Origin of the sequence: Gordonia humi, assembly GCF_014197435.1 — a bacterium.
GTDB lineage: Bacteria > Actinomycetota > Actinomycetes > Mycobacteriales > Mycobacteriaceae > Gordonia > Gordonia humi.
This window is the reverse complement of the sequence record NZ_JACIFP010000001.1, coordinates 4,256,905-4,277,018: the sequence shown is the minus strand read 5'-3', so window position 1 is coordinate 4,277,018 and position 20,114 is coordinate 4,256,905. Positions and strand designations below refer to the sequence as shown.

Sequence of the window (20,114 nt, the reverse complement as noted above, 5' to 3'; positions counted from 1 at the left end):
CGGTCAGTCCACGGATCCGGTCGCGGCGAAGGCGGCCGCATCCGCCGCGACCATGCGGTGGAACACCTGGCCCGGCAGTTCGTTGCGGCCGTACACGAGTTCGTCGACGGAGCCGTGCGCGGCGTTGTCGGTGATCGTCTTGGTGACGAACCAGTCCTCGTCGTGCAAGGTGGCCATCAGGAGCTCCCAGTTCTTGTCCAGCACGCGGTGCTCGCGTGGTGTCTCCGGCTTCGTGGGGGAGAGCAGACGGATGGTGCAGTGGGAGACGTTCGGATCGTCGACGTCGGGGACGATGGTCCAGATCTCGAAGTGCTGCGGTTCGGTCACGAGCATCGTGCCCGGGTACACGGTGTAATTGGCCAGGGAGTAGTCGCGCACGTCGTAGGTGTCGGGGGCGGCGTCGCGGACCTCGGTGATCGACTTGCGGGCCACCACGAGACGCCAGGACCGGTCGACCTGGTCGAACGCCGTGATGTTTCCTTCGAGGTAGTTGCAGACGGTCTTGGTGTGCAACTGGCACAGATGGTACGAGTCCTGGACGCCGTCGACGGCGATCTTCCAGTTCATGTCCAGACGCCAGGTCTCCTTGCGGACCTGATACGAGGTCGCCATCCCCGTGTCGGTGACCTCGGCGTCGTGCTTGGCGCCGAGCGTTGCGGCGATGTCGAGGTCGGCGCCGACCGTCGGGACCACCCAGACGAGTCCGTGGCGCGTCTCGCACGGAAACTCGACGAGTCCGTACTCCGACCGATCGAGCCCGTCGAAGCCCTCCGCGTGCGGCATGCCCCGCAACGCACCGTCCTTGCCGTACGCCCAGTTGTGATACGGGCAGCTGAACACGCGTTTGCACCCCGACTCGGCGAACTCGACGCGCGCGCCGCGGTGGCGGCACACGTTCGAGAACGCCCGGACCGAACCGTCGCTCTGTTTGATCAACAGGAGCGGGGTGCCGAGGAGCTCGGCGGTCAAGAAGCTGCCGGTCGCGTCGAATTCGTCGACGTGCGCCACGATGTGCGGAAAGCGGCGCACGACCTCGACCTCGGTGCGAGCGAGGTCGGGGTCGTCGAACACCGAGAACGGCACGCGGAGCAGATCGTCCGCGTAGTCGGTCGTGTCGTCGTCGACGTGGGCGATCAAGCGTTCAGTGAGTCGGATCTTCTCGTCGTGCTGCATGGAAGCAAGAGTGACACATGGAACATCACTTGTACATCGTCTCGCACGAGATGGAAGGTTGAAACGACTCCGAATATCAACTGTAATAGCAGGTCAGTGGCGATAAATCGGAAATCTAAAAAAGATAGGTTTCTCCACTCGGGAATCGTAGAGTGAGTGATGTGAATCACTATCGATCGTGCCTTCTGTCCCCTGCTCCATCGGCGCTCGCGCGCCCCGCTCGCGCTATTCGGCGCGCCAGACCGGCGTCCGCTTCTCGGCGAATGCGCGGGGTCCCTCCTGGGCGTCCTTGCTCGTGAAGACGTGTGCGATCTCGGTCTTGTTCGCCGCCCAGGAGGCGTCCTCTCCGGAGATCGAACCGTCGACGATGCCGGAGGCGAGTCGTTTGGAGGCCTGGACCGCCAGCGGTGCGTTCGCGGCGATCTCCTCGGCCAGGGCGATCGCGGTGTCGAGGAGTTCGTCGTCGGGGACGACCCGATTGATCAACCCGAGATTGGCGGCCCGTTTGGCGGACACCGCGCGACCGGTCAGCAGGATCTCCATGCCCAGCTTCTTCGGCATCGCCGCGACGATCCGGAAGGCGCCGCCCGCGCCGGCGATGAGTCCCCGCTTGACCTCGGGGAGTCCGAACGTCGCGCGCTCGGCGGCTATCGCGAGATCGCTGACCAGGACGAGTTCGGTGCCGCCGCCGAGTGCGGTGCCGTTGACCGCCGCGATGATCGGCGTGCTGATCGGGTGGGTGACCATGCCGGCGAAGCCCCATGCGCGACGCGATCGGTCGGTCGCGTCGATCCGCTCGCCGCGTGAGATCGCCTTGAGGTCGGCTCCCGCGCAGAACGACTGTTCGCCCGCGCCGGTCAGGACGATCGCGCGGATCTCCGGGTCGTTGTCGGCGTGGTCGAGGGCGTCGCCGAGGCCGTCGGCGACCGCCGAGTTCACCGCGTTGCGGGCCTCGGGGCGATTGATGGTGATCACGGCGACGTGGCCGCGGTTCTCGGTCACGACGGCGGGGGAGTTCTCGGTGGTCATGTCTTCTCCAGGGGTCGAGGATCGTGTCGATGTGGAGCGTTCCAGGGGTGTCTCTCCTCGAACGCCGACGAAATAAATCTTATACAGATAGGTTTATTGTCGAGGCGTCACCAGACATGGGAGGGTGCGATGCGCACTGTGCGGTGGTCCTGGCGGAACCGGTTGTCCGTCGCCGTGGTCGTGGCCGCGGCGACGGCGATGGGCGGCCTGATCGGGCCCGCGGCGAACGCCGCACCGCGGTACGGTCCCGCCCAGACCGATTGGCGCGACGCGGTCGTCGCGTCGATCGGCGATCCGGACCTCCTGCCGGGCGGGATGAATCGACCCGGATGCACGCCGAGGGAAGGCACTCGTCCGGTCGTCCTGCTCAACGGAGCGTTTCTGAACAAGTATGCGACCTGGTCGAAGTTCTCGCCGCAGCTGGCATCGGCGGGCTTCTGCGTGTTCGGCCTCGACTACGGCGGTCCGAAGGACGGGCCGTTCCATCAGGTCGGCGACCTGCGGACGTCCGCGGCCGAGGTCGGCGAGTTCATCGATCGCGTCCGTTCGGTCACCGGCTCGGACCACGTCGACCTCGTCGGGTACTCGGAGGGCGGGATGGTCCCGTTCTATTACCTGAACGTGCTCGGCGGAACGCGTCACGTCGACACCGTCGTCACCGTGTCGTCGCCGGTCCGCGGCATGAGCGGCTACGGCGTCCTCGACGCCCTGACGTCGGTTCCGCAGGCCCGCGAAGCGCTTCGGCGCGTACTGCCCGCCGCCGTCGACGGCGCGGCCGGGTCGTCGTACTTCCGCGAGGTGTCCGCTCACGGATTGACCCGGCCCGGCGTCCGCTACGTCGCCGTGAGTTCGCTCGCCGATCTGGTGGTGACGCCCCACGAGGCGCGCCTGCCCGCCGCGGACAACGTCACCAATGTCGTCGTTCAGGACGGCTGCGGCCAGGACAGGGTGTTCCACGGTTCGATCATCTACGACGAGCGGGCGCTGCGGATGGTCCAGAACGCGCTGGATCCGTCCACGGCTCGGCCCCCCGGGTGCGTTCCGGTCGCGCCGCTCGTCGGGTGAGATCGTCCGGCGGCGTCCACTCGATGCGAGGTCGGCTCGGCGATCGCCTCAGCGCGTCGTCGTGTCGTAGATCTCGTCGATGATCGCGGCGTACTTCGTCGCGACGCCCCGCCGTTTGAGCTTCATCGTCGGCGTCAGCTCCTCGGAATCGGGCAGCCATTCCTCGTCGAGCAGGCGATACGCCTTGATCTGTTCGATCCGCGACAGTTGGGAGTTCGCCGCCGCCACGGCCTCGTCGACCCGGGCGATCAGAGCGGGGTCGTCCACGAGGGTGGCGACGTCGCGGTCGTGCGCGGCGGCGAAGGTCCGTGCCGCGTCGGGGTCGAGGACCAGGAGGGCCACGTTGAAGGGTCGACGGTCGCCGACCACGCAGGCCTGGCCGATCAGTGGGTCGGCGCTCTTGAGCCTGCTCTCGATGTTGACCGGCGACATGTTCTTGCCCGCGGCGTTGATGATCAGCTCCTTCTTGCGGTCGACGATGGCGACCCACCCGTCGTCGTCGATCACCGCGATGTCGCCGGTGTGCAGCCAGCCCTCGGCGTCCACCGCCTCGGCCGTGCGGACCGGGTCCTTGCGGTAGCCGCGCATCACGTGCGCACCGCGGAGCAGGAGCTCGCCGTCGGGGGCCACCATCGCCTCGGTGCCGGGTTGAGCGACCCCGACCTTGCCCACCCTGATGTCGGTCGGCAGGTTCGTGAAACCGAGCGCTCCGGTCTCCGACATGCCGAATCCCTCCTGGAGGGGCAGCCCGAGTGCGAGGAAGAACTCGTGCACGGCGGGCGCGATCGGGGCGGCACCGGTCATGAGCAGAGCCACTCGGTCGAGACCGAGCTGCGCGCGCAGCGGTGCGAACACGGACTCCTCGTCCGCTGCGACCCGGTCGGCCAGATCGGCGGGGACGGGCTCGCGCAACTGCACCGATCGGACGGCGCGGGTCGCATCGTCGATCGCCGCGAGCGTCGCGACCCGGGCCTCGTCGGGTGCCGCATTGAACCGGGCGAGCAGCGCGGCCCGCAGCTTCTCCCAGATGCGCGGCACGCCGAGGAACCATGCGGGACGTGCCTGCGCGACGGCGGCGAACACCTGGGCCGCATCCCCGACCGTAGTGATCGGCCAGCCGGTCACCGTCGCCAGATAGTGGGAGAACACCCGGTCGGCGGCGTGCGCGGTCGGCAGGTACGAGATCGCGGCGCCGTCCCCGGCGAAGGGGAAACGCTGGTTGCAGGTGTGCATGACGAACATCAGGTTGGCGTGGGTGAGCTCGACGCCCTTCGGGTCGCCGGTCGTGCCGGACGTGTAGATCAGCGTGGCGACGTGCTCCGGGCGCACCGACCGCCACGTCGCCGCGAAGTCGAATCCGTCGGGGCGGCGGGTGCTCACCGCGTCGAGCGAGTGCACCCGCGCCGAACCGACGGTCTCGGGGAGATCCGCGTCGGGGTCGACGACCACCACGTGGCGGAGGGCGGGCGCGTCGGTCCGGGCGATCACGTCCAGGAACTTCTGTTGCGCCACCACGACGGTGTTGTCGGCGTTGCCGAACAGGTACGCGATCTGTTCGGGCGCCGACGTCAGGTAGATCGAGAACGGGATCGCGCCGAGGTGCAGTGCGGCCGTGTCGACGATGTGGAACTCCGGGCTGTTCGGCAGCATCACGGCGACGGTGTCGCCGTGTCCGACACCGAGATCGGCGAGCCCGCCGGCGAGCCGTTCGACGGCGTCCGCGTATTCGCGCCAGGTGAGGGAGCGATCCTCGCCGAATGCGATCAATGCGGGCCGGTCGGCGCGGGCCGACGCGGTCGCCTGGAAGGCCGCGGTGAGAGTCGTCGCGTCGACGCCGGGCGCGGCGGTGAGTGCGATGGGGTCGGCACTGGTCATGGGGGCCTCGCGTTCGTGTGGTCGCCGGGCGTCGCCGGCGGGGGGAGAGTGGTGACGGGTGGTCAGACAGCGGTGGGCGCGGGGGCCTTCGCGGTCACGATGTAGTCGGCGTCGTTCGGCTCGTGCACCCTCGACCAGTAGTCGATGTAGCGCCACGGGCTGTTGGTGACGATGCGGCCGCGATCATTGCGGTAGTACGTCGTGGTGCCGCCGTAGTCCCAGACGGTCCGTGCCATGGCCGCGTCGAGTTCGGCGTTGTACGCGTCGTGAACGTCCCGGCGGACCTCGACGGAGGCCAGATCCCGGTCGATCATCATCGAGATGAGGGCCGACACGTGTTGGATCTGCATCTCGGTGCCCGCGATCACCGTGCCGCCGTGGCCGGTGTTGGTGTTCGGTCCGTACAGGCAGAAGAAGTTCGGGAAACCGGGAACGGTGATGCCCAGATACGCGCGGCCGTCGCCCTCGCCCCACTCGGTGTGGAGATCGCGGCCGTCTCGGCCGGTCACCTCGATGGAGCCGAGCACGTCGACCGCCCTGAATCCGGTCGCCAGCACCAGGACGTCGGCCTCGTGCTCGACGCCGCCGGCGGTCCGTACACCCCGCGGTGTCACGGTCTCGATGTCGTCGGTCACCAGGTCGACGGTGTCGCGGGTCAGTGTGGAGAACCAGCCGGCGTCGATGAGCAGCCGCTTCCCGTACGGCGGATAGTCGGGCAGGCTCTTGGCGAGCAGGTCGGGGCGATCGGCGAGCTGGTGCTCGATGTAAGCGGTCAGATGGGCGCGCAGCCGGTCGTTCGCCTTGTTCACGGCGCGGCCGAGGTGCGGGTAGTCGGGGTCGACCTGCAACAGCTTCCACACCTTGTCGCCCATCCGCCAGAACAGCCGTGCGCGGTACCAGGCGAGGTAGAACGGGACGTGCGCGTGGAGGAATCGGCGGGACGCGTCGACCGGGCGACCCTTCAACGGATGCGGCATCGCCCACTGCGGAGTCCGCTGGAAGACGGTGACCCGATCCGCGGTCTCGGATGCGGCGGGGACGAACTGCATCGCGCTGGCCCCCGTGCCGATCACGGCGACCCGCTTACCGGCCAGGTCGATCGAATCGTCCCATCGTGCGGTGTGCAGCGCGGGACCGTCGAAGGCGTCGAGGCCGGGTATGCGCGGGATACTCGGCTCGTTGAGCAGACCGACCGCGCTGATCACCGCGTCGGCGGTCAGGGTCTCGACGGGGCGGTCACCGTCGGCGGGGCCGATCGAGACGGTCCACGTGGACGTCGCGTCGTCGTACGCGGCGGTGTGCACACGGGTGGACCAGCGTGCGTGGTCGTTCACACCGTGGCGTGCGGCCAACTCGTTCCAGTAGGCGTCGAGCTCGGACTGCGAGGCGAAGTAGTCCCCCCAGTCCGGGTTCGGATCGAACGACAACGCGTACAGGTGGCTCGGGGTGTCGACGCCGCACCCCGGGTACGTGTTCTCGTGCCAGGTGCCCCCGACGGCGTCGTTCTTGTCGACGACGGTGTACGCGATGCCCGCCTGACCGAGCCGGACGGCCATCGCCAGTCCGGAGATGCCCGCGCCGATGATCACCACGTGGAACGGCCGCGGCGCCGGCGTCGCGGGTTCGCTGTGGCGGGGGCGCAGGCCCATCTCCTCGGCGAGCAGCTCACCGTACTCGTCGTCGATCCCGTCGGCGAGCATGACGCCGAGGATCCGCGCCACCCGAACCGGATCGGGTGGATCGTTCGGCTCGTCGAGGTCGCCGTCGCGCCACGCACGCAGGATCTCGCGTGCCTGGGAACGGACGGCCCCCGCGACGACCTCGTCGAAGCCACCGGAGTCGTGGTCGCCGAGATCGGGTGGCGCGGTCGGCAGGTAGGGCTCCCGAATCCAGCGGTCGTCGCCGGTCAGCAGGGCGAGGCTGCCGAGGAGTATCGGCAGGTTCGCGTCGGCGAGGGCGGCGTCGAGATCGGCGTCGGAGAAGTCCCGAGACGGGGCGAAGGCGCCGGTCGGCTGTCCTCCCCACGGGCGGTTCGAGGATGCGATGGTCTGCGGCATACGGCTGACCATACATATTGTTCAGACGTGGTGTCAATCACAGGCGAGCATTCGGAGACAATATGACCATACAGACTGTATGGTGCCGATATGAACGCAGACAGAAGACAACAGGAGACCCGCTCGGTCTACGCCGACGAGCACGAGGAGTTCCGGGCCAGCTTCCGACGGTTCCTCGAATCGTCGGTGGTGCAGGCCTATCCGCAATGGGAGGCCGACGGCGTGTTTCCCCGCGAGGTGTTCACGCAGGCCGGGGCGCACGGATTCCTCGGGACGGCGATCGACGAGGAGTACGGCGGAGGGGGAGTCGACGACTTCCGGTTCAACGCCGTGATCGCCGAGGAGGTGGCTCGGGCGGGCGTCATGTCTTTCGGGATCAACCTGCACAACGACATCTGCGTCCCGTACTTCCTGCGCTACGCCGACGCCGATCAGCGCGCGCGATGGCTTCCGGGGCTGGCGTCCGGCGAACTCATCGCGGCGATCGCGATGACCGAGCCGGGGACGGGATCGGACCTGGCGGGGATCGCCACGACCGCGGTGCGCGACGGCGACGACTTCGTGATCAACGGGTCGAAGACCTTCATCTCCAACGGGATCAACGCGGACCTGGTCATCGTCGCGGCCCGGACCGCGACCGACGGCGACCGCCACGGCGGCCTGTCGTTGATCGTCGTCGAACGCGACACCCCGGGCTTCACTCGCGGCCGCAACCTCGACAAGATCGGCATGCACGCGCAGGACACCGCGGAACTGTTCTTCGCCGATGCACGGGTGCCCGCGACGAACCTGCTCGGCGAGCTCGGCGGCGGGTTCACCGCGCTCGTCTCGAATCTTCCGCAGGAGCGACTCACGATCGCGGTCGCGAGCACCGAAGCCGCCGTGCGCGCCGTCGAACTGGCCCGCGAATACGTCACCGAACGGACCGCGTTCGGCCGTCCGCTGTCGGCGAACCAGAACACGCGGTTCACCCTCGCCGACGTTCACGTGCAGGCCCAGGTGGTCCGCTCGTTCGTCGACGACTGTCTCCGCGCACACGCCGAGGGCACGCTCAGCGCCGATCGCGCGGCCATGGCGAAACTCGCCGCGACCGAGGCGCAGGGCGTCGTCGTCGACAAGTGCCTGCAGATGTTCGGCGGATACGGCTACATGGCCGAGTACCCGATCTCGCGCGCCTACGTCGACGCCCGCGTTCAGCGGATCTACGGCGGGACCAGCGAGATCATGCGGGAGATCATCGGGAAGTCGATGGGGGTCTGACCATGAGACGGACACTCTTCGACGCCGACCACGACGCGTTCCGGGACAGCGTTCGCGCGTTCCTCCTCAAGGAGGCGGTTCCGCATTCCGCCGACTGGGAGTCGGCCGGTCTGGTCGATCGCTCGTTCTGGTCGGCCGCCGCCGCCCACGGAATGGTCGCCTTCTCCGCACCCGAGGAGTTCGGCGGATCGGGCGTCCGCGACTTCCGGTTCAACGCCGTGATCAACGAGGAAGTGGTGCGCACCGGAACCGTCGGCGACGGTTTCTCGCTCACCAACGACATCGTCGCGCCCTACTACCTCGACATCGCGACGCCCGAGCAGCAGGCGCGCTGGCTGCCCGGGATCGTCGCCGGCGACACGGTCGTCGCGATCGCCATGTCCGAACCGGGCACCGGGTCCGATCTGCGCGCGATCGCCACCACCGCCGCCCGCGAACCCGGCGGTTGGCGACTCACCGGCTCCAAGACCTTCATCACCAGCGGGATTCAGGCGGACCTGGTGATCGTCGCCGCACGGATCCCGGACTCCGACGGCGGTGGTTTCGGGCTGTTCGTCGTCGCGGCCGGACAGGAGGGGTTCACCAAGGGGCGCAAGCTCGACAAGATCGGCCGACGGGCTCAGGACACGGCCGAACTCTCGTTCGTCGACGTGTTCGTCCCCGACTCCGATGTGCTCGGCGAGCCGGGCCGCGGTCTGCACTACATGATGGGCAACCTCGCGCAGGAACGGCTGTCGATGGCGGTCGTGGCGGTGGCGAGCGCCGAGCACGCGGTGCGGACCGCGATCGACTACGCCAGCGAGCGGACGGCGTTCGGCACGCCGATCGGGAGCTTCCAGGCGAACCGGTTCCGGTTCGCCGAACTGTCGACCAAGACCGCGATCGCCCGGACCTATGTCGATCGGTGCATCGAGGCGACCAATGCCGGCGAACTCACCGCCGCGGAGGCGGCGGGCGCCAAGTTCTGGACTACCGAACTCGAATTCGAGGCACTCGACGCGTGCCTGCAGATCCACGGCGGGTACGGGTACATGGAGGAGTTCGACGTCGCACGTCGCTGGCGAGACGCCCGCGTGCAGCGCATCTACGGCGGCACCAACGAGATCATGCGCGAGATCGTCGGACGATCCCTCGGACTGTGACGCCGACGTGATGAGGACGCCCCGGCGGTGGGCGGGTTATAGCGATCCCCGCAACACCTTGAACTTCAAGGAGTTGCGGGGATCGTGTCGTTCAATGAGTTGAAAGAGATGTTTCTTGAGACGCTGAGGTGTTCGGACATCGGGATCTCAGCCGCCGCTCGCGAGGTCGGTGTCAACCGGAACACCGCGTACGGGTGGGCGCGACGGGCCGGGATCCGTGGACGTGGGGTCAGGGGGAACGGCCCTCACCCTCGTAAGTCTGAGTACGTGCAACTACGCGCCGATGGCATGTCACAGTCAGAAGCAGCGGCCAGAGTGGGCGTCAACGTGCGCTCAGCGAGGGACTGGGACCAGGGTGTCCGGCATGTGAGTAACTCCCGTATCTATCCCGATGGCACCGTGATCGATTACAACACCGGTATGACTATGCAGGTAGAAGTTCCCGCCCTGCCAGCGGTGGAGGCCGTGCTCCATCCCCGGTATCTCTCGCTCGAGGAGCGGGAGACGATCGCTGACCTGTATCGCAGTGGCATGAGCCTGCGAGCGATCGGTCGCGTGCTGGGAAGACCTGCCTCGACGATCAAGCGTGAGCTCGATGCTCGTTCTGAGGACGGCCGCTATCAGCCCTACCTCGCCCATCGCGCCTGGGCAGCGTCGAGGTCCAGGCCGAAGTCCTCGAAGCTCGTCACCCACGTGTCGTTGCGGGAGTACGTGCAGGAGAAGCTGTCGGTGCGGTGGTCGCCGGAGCAGATCAGCCACACTCTGAGGAAGGAGTTTCCCGACGACGAGAGTATGAGAGTGAGCCCGGAGACGATCTATCAGGCGTTGTACGTCCAGGCACGCGGTGGGCTCAAGCGTGAGGTCGCGGAGACACTGCGGACCGGGAGGACACGCCGGAAGCCGCGCAAGCATCCCGGCCAGCGCATGTCCAGGTTCATCGACGAGATGGTGATGATTTCGAAGCGGCCGCCCGAGATCGAGGACCGCGCGGTGCCTGGCCATTGGGAAGGTGATCTGATCGTCGGGCCAGGCAGTGCTTCGGCGATCGTGACGCTGGTGGAGCGAACGACTCGATACGTGCTCCTGGGGCATCTGCCCGGCGGGCACACCGCCGGGGAAGTCCGTGACGTGCTCATCGGGTTGATCGGTACGCTGCCTGAGCATCTGCGGGGGTCACTGACCTGGGACCAGGGCGCCGAGATGGCAGCGCATAGGCAGTTCAGCATCGCGACTGGGGTTCCGGTCTATTTCTGTGATCCGCACTCACCCTGGCAGCGGGGCAGCAACGAGAACACAAACGGGCTTCTGCGCCAGTACTTCCCGAAGAGCACGGACCTGCGGCCGTACGGGTCTGAAGACCTTGAGCACGTCGCTCAAGAGCTCAATGGTCGTCCACGCAAAACGCTCGGCTGGGATACCCCAGCCGAGCGTCTGCGTGATCTACTGATGATGCCTTAACCATCAGGTGTTGCGAGGACCCCTAGAAACTGCCGTGAACCCGCCGGGGCGTCTCTCTCGGTTCGGATCAGTCGGCCGCGACCGCCCCCGACCGGAGGAGTGCGGCGATCTCGTCATCGCCGAAACCGCTGCCGGACAACACCTCTGTGCTGTCCGCGCCCGGGCGGCGGCGTGCTGTCGGGCGCGTCGGCGGTGCGCCGTCGAACCGCGGGGCCGGTGCGGGCTGGACGACGCCGTCGACCTCGATGAACGTGCCCCGGCTCCGGTGGTGCGGATGGTCCACCGCTTCGTCGAGCGGGAGGACCGGTGCGTAGCAGGTGTTCCGTCCGGCGAAGGCCTCATCGAGTTCGGCTCGGGTCTGCGATCCGATCGACTCGGACAGGATCTGTCGGAACTCCGGCCACCGGTCGCGATCGAACTGGTTGTCACGGATCTCGTCGGACAACCCCAGCACATCGCACAACTCGTTCCAGAACGGCGCCTCGATCGCGCCGATGCTCACCCACTGATCGTCCCGGGTCCGGTAGGTGTCGTAGAAGAATGCCCCGGTGTCGAGCAGATGGGTGCCTCGCTCGGACGTGAACTGGCCTTCGGCGCGGTACGAATGCCACATGGCCATGAGCGCGGACACGCCGTCGATCATCGCGGCGTCCACGACCCGTCCGCCCGCACCGGCCCGCGCGGCGAGGATCCCCGAGACCATGCCGAAGCACAACAGCATCCCGCCGCCGCCGAAGTCGCCCACCAGGTTGAGCGGCGGCACGGGCGGCTGCCCGGACCGGCCGAAGGCGTGCAGCGCTCCGGCCAATGCGATGTAGTTGATGTCGTGGCCGGGCAGCGCAGACATCGGTCCCGACTGGCCCCATCCGGTCATCCGTCCGTACACCAGATCGGGATTGACGGTCATGCAGTCGTCCGGGCCGACGCCGAGACGTTCGGCCACACCGGGCCGGAAGGTCTCGATGACGCCGTCCGCGTCCGCGCAGAGTCTCCGGACCACGTCGGCCCCGGCCGGGGTCTTCAGGTCCACCGCGATGTGGCGCCGACTGCGGAACATGATGTCGTGTCCGGCGACGGCCCACGGATTTCCGCCGGGACGGTCGACGCAGACGATGTCGGCGCCGAGGTCGGCGAGCATCATCGCGGCGAACGGTCCGGGGCCGATCCCCGCGAGTTCGATGATCCGGACCCCGGCCAGCGGCGGCCGCGTCGCCGTCATCGGCCGCTCACCACGGGCATGCCGCCCTTGTTGGCCGAGATGTCGGCGCCGACCTCGTCGGGGCTGGCCACCTCGTGCTTCGTGTCGCCGTCCGGGACGGCGATGGCGTCGTTGAAGTTGCGCAGGAGCGTGAACGCCGCCTTCTCGTCGTCGTGCGGCAGCGTCCGTTGGATCCGGTCGGCCACGCGGATGAGCGGGCGAGCGGTCGGCAGGAGGCGACTCCAGGCCGTCTTCTCGGCGCCGAGTGCCGCCATGACGTCCGCGGGCAGCCACTCGTGGAGCAGTCCGTAGGCCAGCTTGAGTCGGCGTTCGTTCGTCATGATCTTCGCGATGGGGCCGGGCAGCACCTCGACGCCGCCGGGCGGGTTCTCGATGCTGTATCGGATGACCGATTCGACGACGTCGCGGCACAGGTCGTCCGGCGGAAGCTCGAGCATCGTGTGCAGTTCGGTCTTGCGTCGAGCATCGTCGTACCCGGTGTGCAGGATCTCCGGCGGCACCCCGATCACGTAGCCGACGTAGCGGGACAGTGCGAAGATGTCGTCGAGTTCGCGATCGGAGAACCGGAAGCCGGACGCCTGCACGGCGTCGGTGAACTTGACGCCGAACTGGCCGGCCTGGGTCACCATCGAGTCCATGTTGTTGATCGGGATGCCCCAGTCGGCCCAGTCCCAGGCGTCGGAGCGGCTGAGACTGTGGCGCACCGCCGCATGGATCATGCGGACCTTCGCGGTGAGTCGGAAACCCTCGCCGAAACGCTGCATGCCGCCCGGCGTGTACGCGGCGACGACGTAGCGGAAACTCTCGATCAGCCGGGTTCCGACCTTGTCCGCCTTGCGGAGTCGGCCGCTGAACAGCACCGGGCGCGTCGCGCTGTACATGGAGAACCCGCCGGCGATGGTGCCCCACGCGAGGATCGGCTGGACGATCATCCCGGCGCGCCAGAAGGCGACGGCGCCGCGGTAGAGCTGGTCGAAGTCGACCCAGTCCGGAACGGTCTCCATCTGCTCGAACAGTGCTGCGACTGCCGGTGTGACGTCGTCGAGCGCATCGAGGCCGTGTTCGATCGCGGTGTCGAACGTGCGCCAGTTCATCGAGTTGCTCTTGTCCTTGAAATCGAGCATCGCGCGGTAGGCGTAGTCGTCGGCGAGGAGGGCATGGTCGGTCACCGTCTCGACCAGCGGGCGCCCGAACATCCCGATCGCCTTGTCGGCGTTGGCGATACGTCCGAGGTCGATGCCCCGGGGCAGGCCCTCGGGAACGTCCAGATCGCCCCGGAAAGTGAGCGGCACGGTGTCGGTCATGGTGAGTCTCCTGTACTTCGAACGGAATCTGTGACTGGGGTTACAGGCCAGGGTAGACCTGACTGAACACTATGTCTACACTCAGTGTCTAGCCTCGTGTTCAGCGAGGAGTCTTCCGACCTTTCGACAGGAGATCGCAATGCGCAGTGGACCCGACGACGAGGCGACCGGAGTGCTCGAGCGACTCCTGAGCACCCGGTGGAGTTGCCGGGCGTTCCGGCCCGAGCCCGTGCCGCGCGAGGAGATCGAGCGTGTCCTCGAGGTGGCCCGACGCACACCGTCCTGGTGCAACACGCAACCGTGGCACCTGCATGTGGCGTCGGGACAGCGGACCGTCGACCTGCGGACCGCCCTCGCGGCGGCGATCGCCGACGGCCCGGTCGAGAACTCCGACCTGCCCTTTCCCGCGTCGTACGACGGCGTGTACCGCGACCGTCGCCGGGTCAGCGGATGGCAGCTGTACGAGAGCCTCGGGATCGAGAAGGGCGACCGTGCGGCGTCCGCACGACAGACTCTGCGGAACTTCGACTTCTTCGACGCCCCGCATGTCGCGGTCCTGACGACCGACAGGACCCTGGGCACCTACGGCGCGGTGGACTGCGGACTGTTCCTGGACAACTTCCTGCTCGCCGCGCACAGCCGGGGGATCGCGACCGTCCCGCAGGCCGCCCTCGCCGCGCAGGCGCCGGTGCTCCGCGAGTTCTTCGGCCTGCCCGAGGATCGACTCGTCGTCGTCGGCGTCTCCTTCGGATACGCCGACGTCGAGCATCCGGTCAACGGTTACCGCACCGACCGACTGTCCGTCGCCGACGTCGCGACGTTCGTGGACTGAGCGGACGGGAGCAGACATGACTCGACGACATATCGTCACTGCGAACGGAATCGGCATCAACGTGCGCGAGGTCGGGCAGGGGCCGCCGGTGCTCTTCGTGCACGGGTGGAGCCTGTCGGGACAGGTGTGGGACCGCCAGTTGCGGGTCGTCGCCGAAGCGGGGTACCGAGCCGTCGCCATGGACCAGCGCGGACACGGCGACTCCGACGCGCCGCTCGACGGATACGACATCCGCGATCTGACGGCGGACGCGATCGGCGTGCTCGACGCACTCGGCATCTCATCGGCGGTGATCGTCGGGTGGTCGCTCGGTGGGATGGTGGCGCTCCGAGCGGCGCACGAGGCGCCCGACCGCGTCACGTCGGTCGTCATGGTCGCATCGAACGGGGTCTCGGCCTCGCGCACCGAATCGTTCCCGTTCGGCGTGCCCGCCGAGGGACCGTTGCAGGCGATCCTCGCGGCCGAGCACAAGGATCGGATCAGCTTGCGGCGCAGCGCCGTCGGTGATCCGTTCAAAGGCGATCCGGATCCGGCCGTACTCGACTGGCTGCACCGCATCTCGCTGCAGACGCCGAGCTGGGCCGGTCGCGCGGCGATGAGGACGTTGATGTGCACCGATCAGGTCGACATCCTCGACACCCTCTCGGTGCCGGTGACCGCACTGGTCGGGACCGCGGACCCGGCGCTGTCGCTGCGCGGTGCCCGGTGGCTCGCCGAACGGCCGGGCTGGCGACTCGTCGAGTTCGACTGCGGGCACTATCCGATGCTCGAGTGCGCCGACGAGTTCGACGACGCGCTGCTCGCCGCGATCGGGAATCAGACGTAGTGTCTGTACATGATGTAAGATCGGGCGAATGAGTCAGAGGTCCTTCGTCCGACGTCGTCCCCGCGAGTTCGACGGGACGACGGCTGCCGAGCAGGCCGTCTTCGACGCGACCGAACGTCTCCTCGGCGAGACCTCGTTGCAGGACCTGACCGTGGCGAAGATCCTGCCTGAGGCTGGACTGTCCCGAGCCAACTTCTACCACTACTTCGCCAGTAAGCACGACGTCTTGGTGGCGCTCGTGGCCCGGATGTTCGACGATTCGTACGGCGACGACGCCCCGTGGTCGAGTACTCCGGGACGAGACCGTGCGCGCCGCATGGGCGTGTCGTTGGCGAGCACCTTGGAGATGTGGTCACGGCACGGGGCGGTGATCGGTGCGGTGATCGAGCACATGCACAGCCAGCCCGCGGTGGGGGCGGCGTGGCAGAAGATGTTCGCTCAGTTCGTCGACACCGTGGCCGAGCAGATCCGGTACGAACGAGAGTCCGGCAGCGCGCCGGACGGAGCCCCGGCGGACATGGTGGCCTCGTTCCTCGTGGGGGCGGTGGAGCGTTCGTTCTACGTCAGCACTCGGGGACTGGACGCGCGTATTCCGACGGTCGAGGGCATCGCCGAATCGATGCGGGCACTGAACGAGGCCGCGATCTACGGTGGACGGGCGGTCGACGATGCACCGGGCGTCGATCCGACGGCGCCCGGCGTCGCCATGGCGCCGGCACCGTTCGACGACGAACCGGATCTGCAGTCCGACACGCCGCGGGCGATCCTGCACGCGATGCGTGAACTGCTGGTCGATCACACGCTCGCCGACTTGAGCGTGGCGAAGGTCCTGCAGAAGGCTGGGACCTCGCGGGCGTCGTTCTACTTCTACTTCCGCAGCAAGGAAGACGCGTTCGTGGTGCTGTTCCGTCAGGAGGCGGCGGGCGTGGTCGCGGGCCTGCGTGCCTTCGCCGACGTGGATCGTTCCGATCCGGCCGCCCTGCTCGCACAGGTCGGACAGTGGCTCAACCTCGAAGGGTTCACCGGACCGATCATCCGGAACGCCGTCCACGAGTGGCCTCGGCTGCCGGAACTCCGGACCGAGTACCTCTCGGCGATGAACGCGATGGAGACGGCACTCGAGACGATCATCGAGACCGACCGCATGCGGGGGCTCGCCCCGGACGGCCCGCCCGCGCCGCAGTACGCCGCCACGCTGCTGTGGGCGATCGAGCGCGCCGTCGCCGGTGCACTCGCGCGCGAGGAGCACCTCGACGACCTGGCCGCGGTGACGACGATGGTCGGCACGGTGCTCTACGCGGCGATCTACGGCCGGCGGGGAGTTCCACCGACCTCGGTGTGACCGCCTGCCGTCATCTGCCGACGAACGACGGCGATCGTCGTCGGCTGAACGCGGCGGCGCCCTCGCGGAAGTCCTCGGAGTCGACCAGCGACGTCTGCCCGGCCACCTCCGCCTCGAAAGCCGCGTCCAGGCGATCGAGCAGTGCGATGTTCAAGCTGTGTTTGGTGGCGGCGAACGCCGCGGTCGGCCCGTGGGCGAGAGCATCGGCGAGTGCGAGTGCTCGAGCGCCGACGTCCTCGGGCGTCACGACCTCGTCGACCATGCCCCAGGAGTGCGCGGTGCCCGCGTCGATCCGTTCGCCGAGCATCGCCATCCGGGTGGCCCGGCCGATGCCGATGCGGGCGCCGATCAGGAGGGAGGCCCCCGCGTCGAGTGTGAGTCCGACCTGCGCGAACGCGAGTGAGAACCAGGCCGAGTCTGCGGCCACCACCTGGTCGCAGGCCGCGGCCAGCGAGCAGCCGAGGCCGACGGCCGGGCCGTTCACCGCGGCGACGGCCGGTTTGCCCATCGTGCGGAGTGCGCGAACGGTCGGGTTGTAGCGGAGTCGTAGTTCCTCTTCGGTGCGCGGCGCCAGCCGCGTGGAGGCGTCGAGGTCGTTCAGGTCGATATCCGCGCCCGCGCAGAACGCGCGACCGCTTCCCGTGAGAATCAGGCAGCGCACCGTCTCGTCGTCGGCCGCATGGTCGACGGCCGCGCGCAGGTCCCGCTGGAGGCGATAGTCGAATGTGTTGAGAGCGTCCGGGCGGTGCAGGGTCAGGCGGCGCACTCCGTCGAGCTGTTCGACGTGAAGGACATCTGTCGAGGCGGAGTCGGGTTCTCGAGACATGGCAGGGATCGTAACCCATACATAGTGTCTGTACATAGTGTAGCGGACAAACCGGGGCTGCTGACAAAAGACGCTTGACGTCTCATGTAAATCTATCTACTGTAGGTACGCGAAGTGCTGCGGATCACATTGTCGCGGAGAATGGTAGAGGCCGAAGGGTTGCCGCCCAAGTGATTGACATCACGTCTGAACACTATGTATGCTCAGCGCGTTCAATGAACGGCCGACGGCCCGGTCTCCGGGAGTGTCGACCGCAGCGTCTTCCCAGTTCACAGCCCCAGGAGAGTGCATGAGCATCACCGAGACGGCGAGCCCGACCACGGCGTCGACGGTCCGTGACGACGTCGAGACCGCCCGCAGGGTGTTCCGTGACGGTCGGACCCGGTCGACCGCCTGGAGACTGTCGCAGCTGCGTGGACTGCTTCGGTTCATCGACGAACGCGAAGGCGACATCGCGGCCGCCATCGAAGCCGATCTGGGTCGTGGTGAGATGGCCACGTTCATGGCCGATGTCGGCCCGGTCCGACACGAGATCAGGCACACCATTCGACGGCTCCAATCGTGGGCGAAGCCGGCTCCGGTCGCGATCAGTGCGGCCACGGCGCCCGGCAAGGCGTTCACGGTGCCCGAGCCGAAGGGTGTGGTGCTCATCCTCGGCACGTGGAACTTCCCGTTGCTGCTGACTCTTCAGCCGTTGGTGAGCGCGCTCGCAGCGGGGAACACCGCCGTGGTCAAGCCCTCTGAACTCGCCGACGCCACCGGGCGGATGATCGCGACGCATCTGCCGCGCTACGTCGACTCCGACGCGGTCCGGGTGGTTCTCGGCGACGTCGAGGTCAGCCGCGAACTGCTGGACCTCAGGTTCGACCACATCTTCTTCACCGGATCCACACAGGTCGGCAAGTCGGTCATGGCGGCCGCCGCACGGCATCTCACCCCGGTGACCCTCGAACTCGGCGGCAAGAGCCCGGTGATCGTGGCGGCCGACGCGGACATCGAGACGGCCGCCAGGCGGATCGCGTGGGCCAAATCGATCAACGCCGGTCAGACCTGCATCGCACCCGACTACGTCCTCGTCGAGGACTCGGTGCGCCCACAACTCGTCGAGCGCCTGCTGACCGAGCTGTCGGCGCAGGCGGCGAACGACACCACCCGAATCGTCAACCGTCGCCACGTGGACCGGCTCAGCAGACTGTTGCAGACGCACGGCGGCCAGACATTCGGCGGAGACGTCGACGTCGACGCGCTGACGGTCTCGGTCGCGTTGGTGACCGATCCCGATCTCGACTCGGATCTGATGCGCGAGGAGATCTTCGGTCCGATCCTTCCCGTGATCAGCGTGCCGTCGATCGACGACGCGATCGAATTCGTCGACGCCCGGTCGAAGCCGCTCGCGCTCTACCTGTTCACCGAGTCGAAGGCGGTGGAGGACGCCGTCATCGGTCGGACCTCTTCCGGCGCGGTCGGCGTCAATCATCTGCTCTACCAACTGCTCGTCCCGGAGCTGCCGTTCGGCGGTGTCGGCGACTCCGGTCTCGGCCGCTACCACGGCAAGCACGGATTCGACACCTTCAGCCACCACAAGGCCGTCCTTCGGAAACCGTCGCGGCCCGACCCGACCCTGGCGTACCCGCCGTACGGACCGGTCGTACGACGAGCGCTGCGCGCACTGATGGGCTGAACGCCCGCACACATCCGACAGGGCTTCGACTCGCCGACGCCGGAACGTCAGACCACGGACGCCGAGCGTCCGGTTCCGCCGAAGCGTTTCGATTCAGGCCGGTCCTGTTCGACCGACCACGAGAGAGGTGACGATGAGCGCAACGACGCTCGAGCCCGACGCCGTCCACAGACCCGGCGATCGCATGCAGAAACTGACAGGCAGACTCCGCAGGATCGCCGACGGATTCGTCCGGCGCATCTCCGACAGCATCGACACGATCGGTCGCTCGGCGGGGCTGGCCGGTGAGATGATCCGCTACTCGGTCACCGACTCCCTGTCGATGAGGCTCGCGGGCAGCGAGGTGATCGATCAGATCTGGCGGCTGTTCAAGGTCACGGCGCTGCCCGCCCTGCTGATGGCGATTCCGATCGGCGCCGAAGTGTCCGTCCAGGTCGGTGGCGTCATGGACCAGGTCGGCGCCAATTCGCTCGCGGGTGCCGCCAGCGGACTCGGTGTCGTCAACCAGGGCGCGCCGATGGCCGCGGGCCTGCTGATGAGCGGTGCGGCCGCGTCGGCGATCGCCTCGGACCTCGGCTCGCGCTCGATCCGCGAGGAGATCGACGCGATGCGCGTCATGGGCGTCAACCCGGTGCAACGGCTGATCGTCCCGCGGTTCCTCGCGATGCTCGCGATCGCACCGGCGCTCTGCGTCATGATCATCGCCTCCGGCGTCGGGGCGGGTCTGGCGATCTCCGCGAACATCAACAACGTCGTCCCCGCCAGTTTCTGGCAGTCGTTCGGCGCCTTCGCGACACCGGTCGACCTGATCTTCTCAGTGTTCAAGGCGGTCCTGTTCGCGTTCATCGTCGTCGTCATCGCGAGTCTGCGGGGACTCGAGGCCAAGGGCGGCCCGAAGGGCGTCGCCAACGCCGTGAACGCCTCCGTGGTCCTCAGCGTCTTCTGCATCTTCATGACGAACGTCGCGGTGAGCCAGGTGCAGACGATGTTCTTCCCGGCCAGGCTGGCGTGACGGCGATGACGCA

16 protein-coding genes are annotated in these 20,114 nt (G+C 67.7%); 9 read left to right on the top strand and 7 right to left on the bottom strand.

Annotated features, from left to right (window positions below):
• Nucleotides 1-3 precede the first annotated feature (3 nt).
• Both BKA16_RS19770 and BKA16_RS19765 read right to left on the bottom strand, forming a co-directional pair.
• Nucleotides 4-1,173 (bottom strand): aromatic ring-hydroxylating oxygenase subunit alpha, encoded by a 1,170-nt coding sequence (locus BKA16_RS19770; RefSeq protein WP_183372268.1) that lies wholly within the window; start codon nt 1,171-1,173, stop codon nt 4-6.
• A 225-nt stretch (nt 1,174-1,398) separates the two neighbouring features.
• On the bottom strand, nt 1,399-2,202 hold the full coding sequence (locus tag BKA16_RS19765; RefSeq protein ID WP_183372267.1) for a crotonase/enoyl-CoA hydratase family protein: 804 nt from the start codon (nt 2,200-2,202) through the stop codon (nt 1,399-1,401).
• 129 nt (nt 2,203-2,331) lie between these two features.
• Here BKA16_RS19765 and BKA16_RS19760 point away from each other — a divergent pair, with 129 nt between their 5' ends.
• The gene (locus BKA16_RS19760; protein WP_183372266.1) at nt 2,332-3,267 is read left to right on the top strand and encodes an esterase/lipase family protein; all 936 of its coding nucleotides are present in this window, start codon (nt 2,332-2,334) and stop codon (nt 3,265-3,267) included.
• A 48-nt stretch (nt 3,268-3,315) separates the two neighbouring features.
• Here BKA16_RS19760 and BKA16_RS19755 read toward each other — a convergent pair whose 3' ends face one another.
• Together BKA16_RS19755 and BKA16_RS19750 are read right to left on the bottom strand one after the other, a co-directional pair.
• Nucleotides 3,316-5,142: an AMP-dependent synthetase/ligase gene (locus BKA16_RS19755; protein ID WP_183372265.1), complete on the bottom strand. Its 1,827-nt coding sequence runs from the start codon at nt 5,140-5,142 to the stop codon at nt 3,316-3,318.
• Nucleotides 5,143-5,204: 62 nt separating this feature from the next.
• Nucleotides 5,205-7,199, bottom strand: coding sequence for a flavin-containing monooxygenase (locus tag BKA16_RS19750; RefSeq protein WP_183372264.1), 1,995 nt, complete (start codon nt 7,197-7,199; stop codon nt 5,205-5,207).
• Nucleotides 7,200-7,289: 90 nt separating this feature from the next.
• Between BKA16_RS19750 and BKA16_RS19745 the strand changes: the two genes are divergently transcribed.
• From BKA16_RS19745 to BKA16_RS19735, 3 genes are all read left to right on the top strand, one after another.
• On the top strand, nt 7,290-8,459 hold the full coding sequence (locus tag BKA16_RS19745) for an acyl-CoA dehydrogenase family protein (RefSeq protein WP_183372263.1): 1,170 nt from the start codon (nt 7,290-7,292) through the stop codon (nt 8,457-8,459).
• A 2-nt stretch (nt 8,460-8,461) separates the two neighbouring features.
• Nucleotides 8,462-9,601, top strand: a complete 1,140-nt coding sequence (locus BKA16_RS19740; RefSeq protein WP_183372262.1) for an acyl-CoA dehydrogenase family protein — start codon at nt 8,462-8,464, stop codon at nt 9,599-9,601.
• A gap of 288 nt (nt 9,602-9,889) precedes the next feature.
• Nucleotides 9,890-11,059 carry an IS30 family transposase gene (locus BKA16_RS19735; RefSeq protein WP_183368662.1) on the top strand — a complete coding sequence of 390 codons (1,170 nt, stop codon included), beginning with the start codon at nt 9,890-9,892 and terminating at the stop codon, nt 11,057-11,059.
• A 67-nt stretch (nt 11,060-11,126) separates the two neighbouring features.
• Here the strand turns inward: BKA16_RS19735 and BKA16_RS19730 are convergent, their stop codons facing one another.
• Complete coding sequence (locus BKA16_RS19730) at nt 11,127-12,278, bottom strand: CaiB/BaiF CoA transferase family protein (protein WP_183372261.1); 1,152 nt, start codon at nt 12,276-12,278, stop codon at nt 11,127-11,129.
• On the bottom strand, nt 12,275-13,582 hold the full coding sequence (locus BKA16_RS19725; protein WP_183372260.1) for an oxygenase MpaB family protein: 1,308 nt from the start codon (nt 13,580-13,582) through the stop codon (nt 12,275-12,277). Before BKA16_RS19725 ends, BKA16_RS19730 begins: the two co-directional genes overlap by 4 nt.
• A gap of 139 nt (nt 13,583-13,721) precedes the next feature.
• On the opposite strand from BKA16_RS19725, the gene BKA16_RS19720 reads away from it, so the two are divergent.
• The 3 genes from BKA16_RS19720 to BKA16_RS19710 are packed head-to-tail and all read left to right on the top strand — an operon-like array spanning nt 13,722 to nt 16,582.
• Complete coding sequence (locus BKA16_RS19720) at nt 13,722-14,414, top strand: nitroreductase (protein ID WP_183372259.1); 693 nt, start codon at nt 13,722-13,724, stop codon at nt 14,412-14,414.
• A gap of 16 nt (nt 14,415-14,430) precedes the next feature.
• The gene (locus BKA16_RS19715) at nt 14,431-15,240 is read left to right on the top strand and encodes an alpha/beta fold hydrolase (RefSeq protein WP_183372258.1); all 810 of its coding nucleotides are present in this window, start codon (nt 14,431-14,433) and stop codon (nt 15,238-15,240) included.
• A gap of 28 nt (nt 15,241-15,268) precedes the next feature.
• Nucleotides 15,269-16,582: a TetR/AcrR family transcriptional regulator gene (locus BKA16_RS19710; RefSeq protein WP_183372257.1), complete on the top strand. Its 1,314-nt coding sequence runs from the start codon at nt 15,269-15,271 to the stop codon at nt 16,580-16,582.
• A gap of 10 nt (nt 16,583-16,592) precedes the next feature.
• Here the strand turns inward: BKA16_RS19710 and BKA16_RS19705 are convergent, their stop codons facing one another.
• A complete protein-coding gene (locus tag BKA16_RS19705) occupies nt 16,593-17,408 on the bottom strand; it encodes an enoyl-CoA hydratase/isomerase family protein (protein WP_183372256.1) in 816 nt (271 codons plus the stop codon).
• Nucleotides 17,409-17,697: 289 nt separating this feature from the next.
• Here BKA16_RS19705 and BKA16_RS19700 point away from each other — a divergent pair, with 289 nt between their 5' ends.
• Both BKA16_RS19700 and BKA16_RS19695 read left to right on the top strand, forming a co-directional pair.
• Nucleotides 17,698-19,089 carry an aldehyde dehydrogenase family protein gene (locus BKA16_RS19700; protein WP_183372255.1) on the top strand — a complete coding sequence of 464 codons (1,392 nt, stop codon included), beginning with the start codon at nt 17,698-17,700 and terminating at the stop codon, nt 19,087-19,089.
• Nucleotides 19,090-19,273: 184 nt separating this feature from the next.
• Nucleotides 19,274-20,101: an ABC transporter permease gene (locus tag BKA16_RS19695; RefSeq protein ID WP_183373204.1), complete on the top strand. Its 828-nt coding sequence runs from the start codon at nt 19,274-19,276 to the stop codon at nt 20,099-20,101.
• Nucleotides 20,102-20,114: the final 13 nt, after the last annotated feature.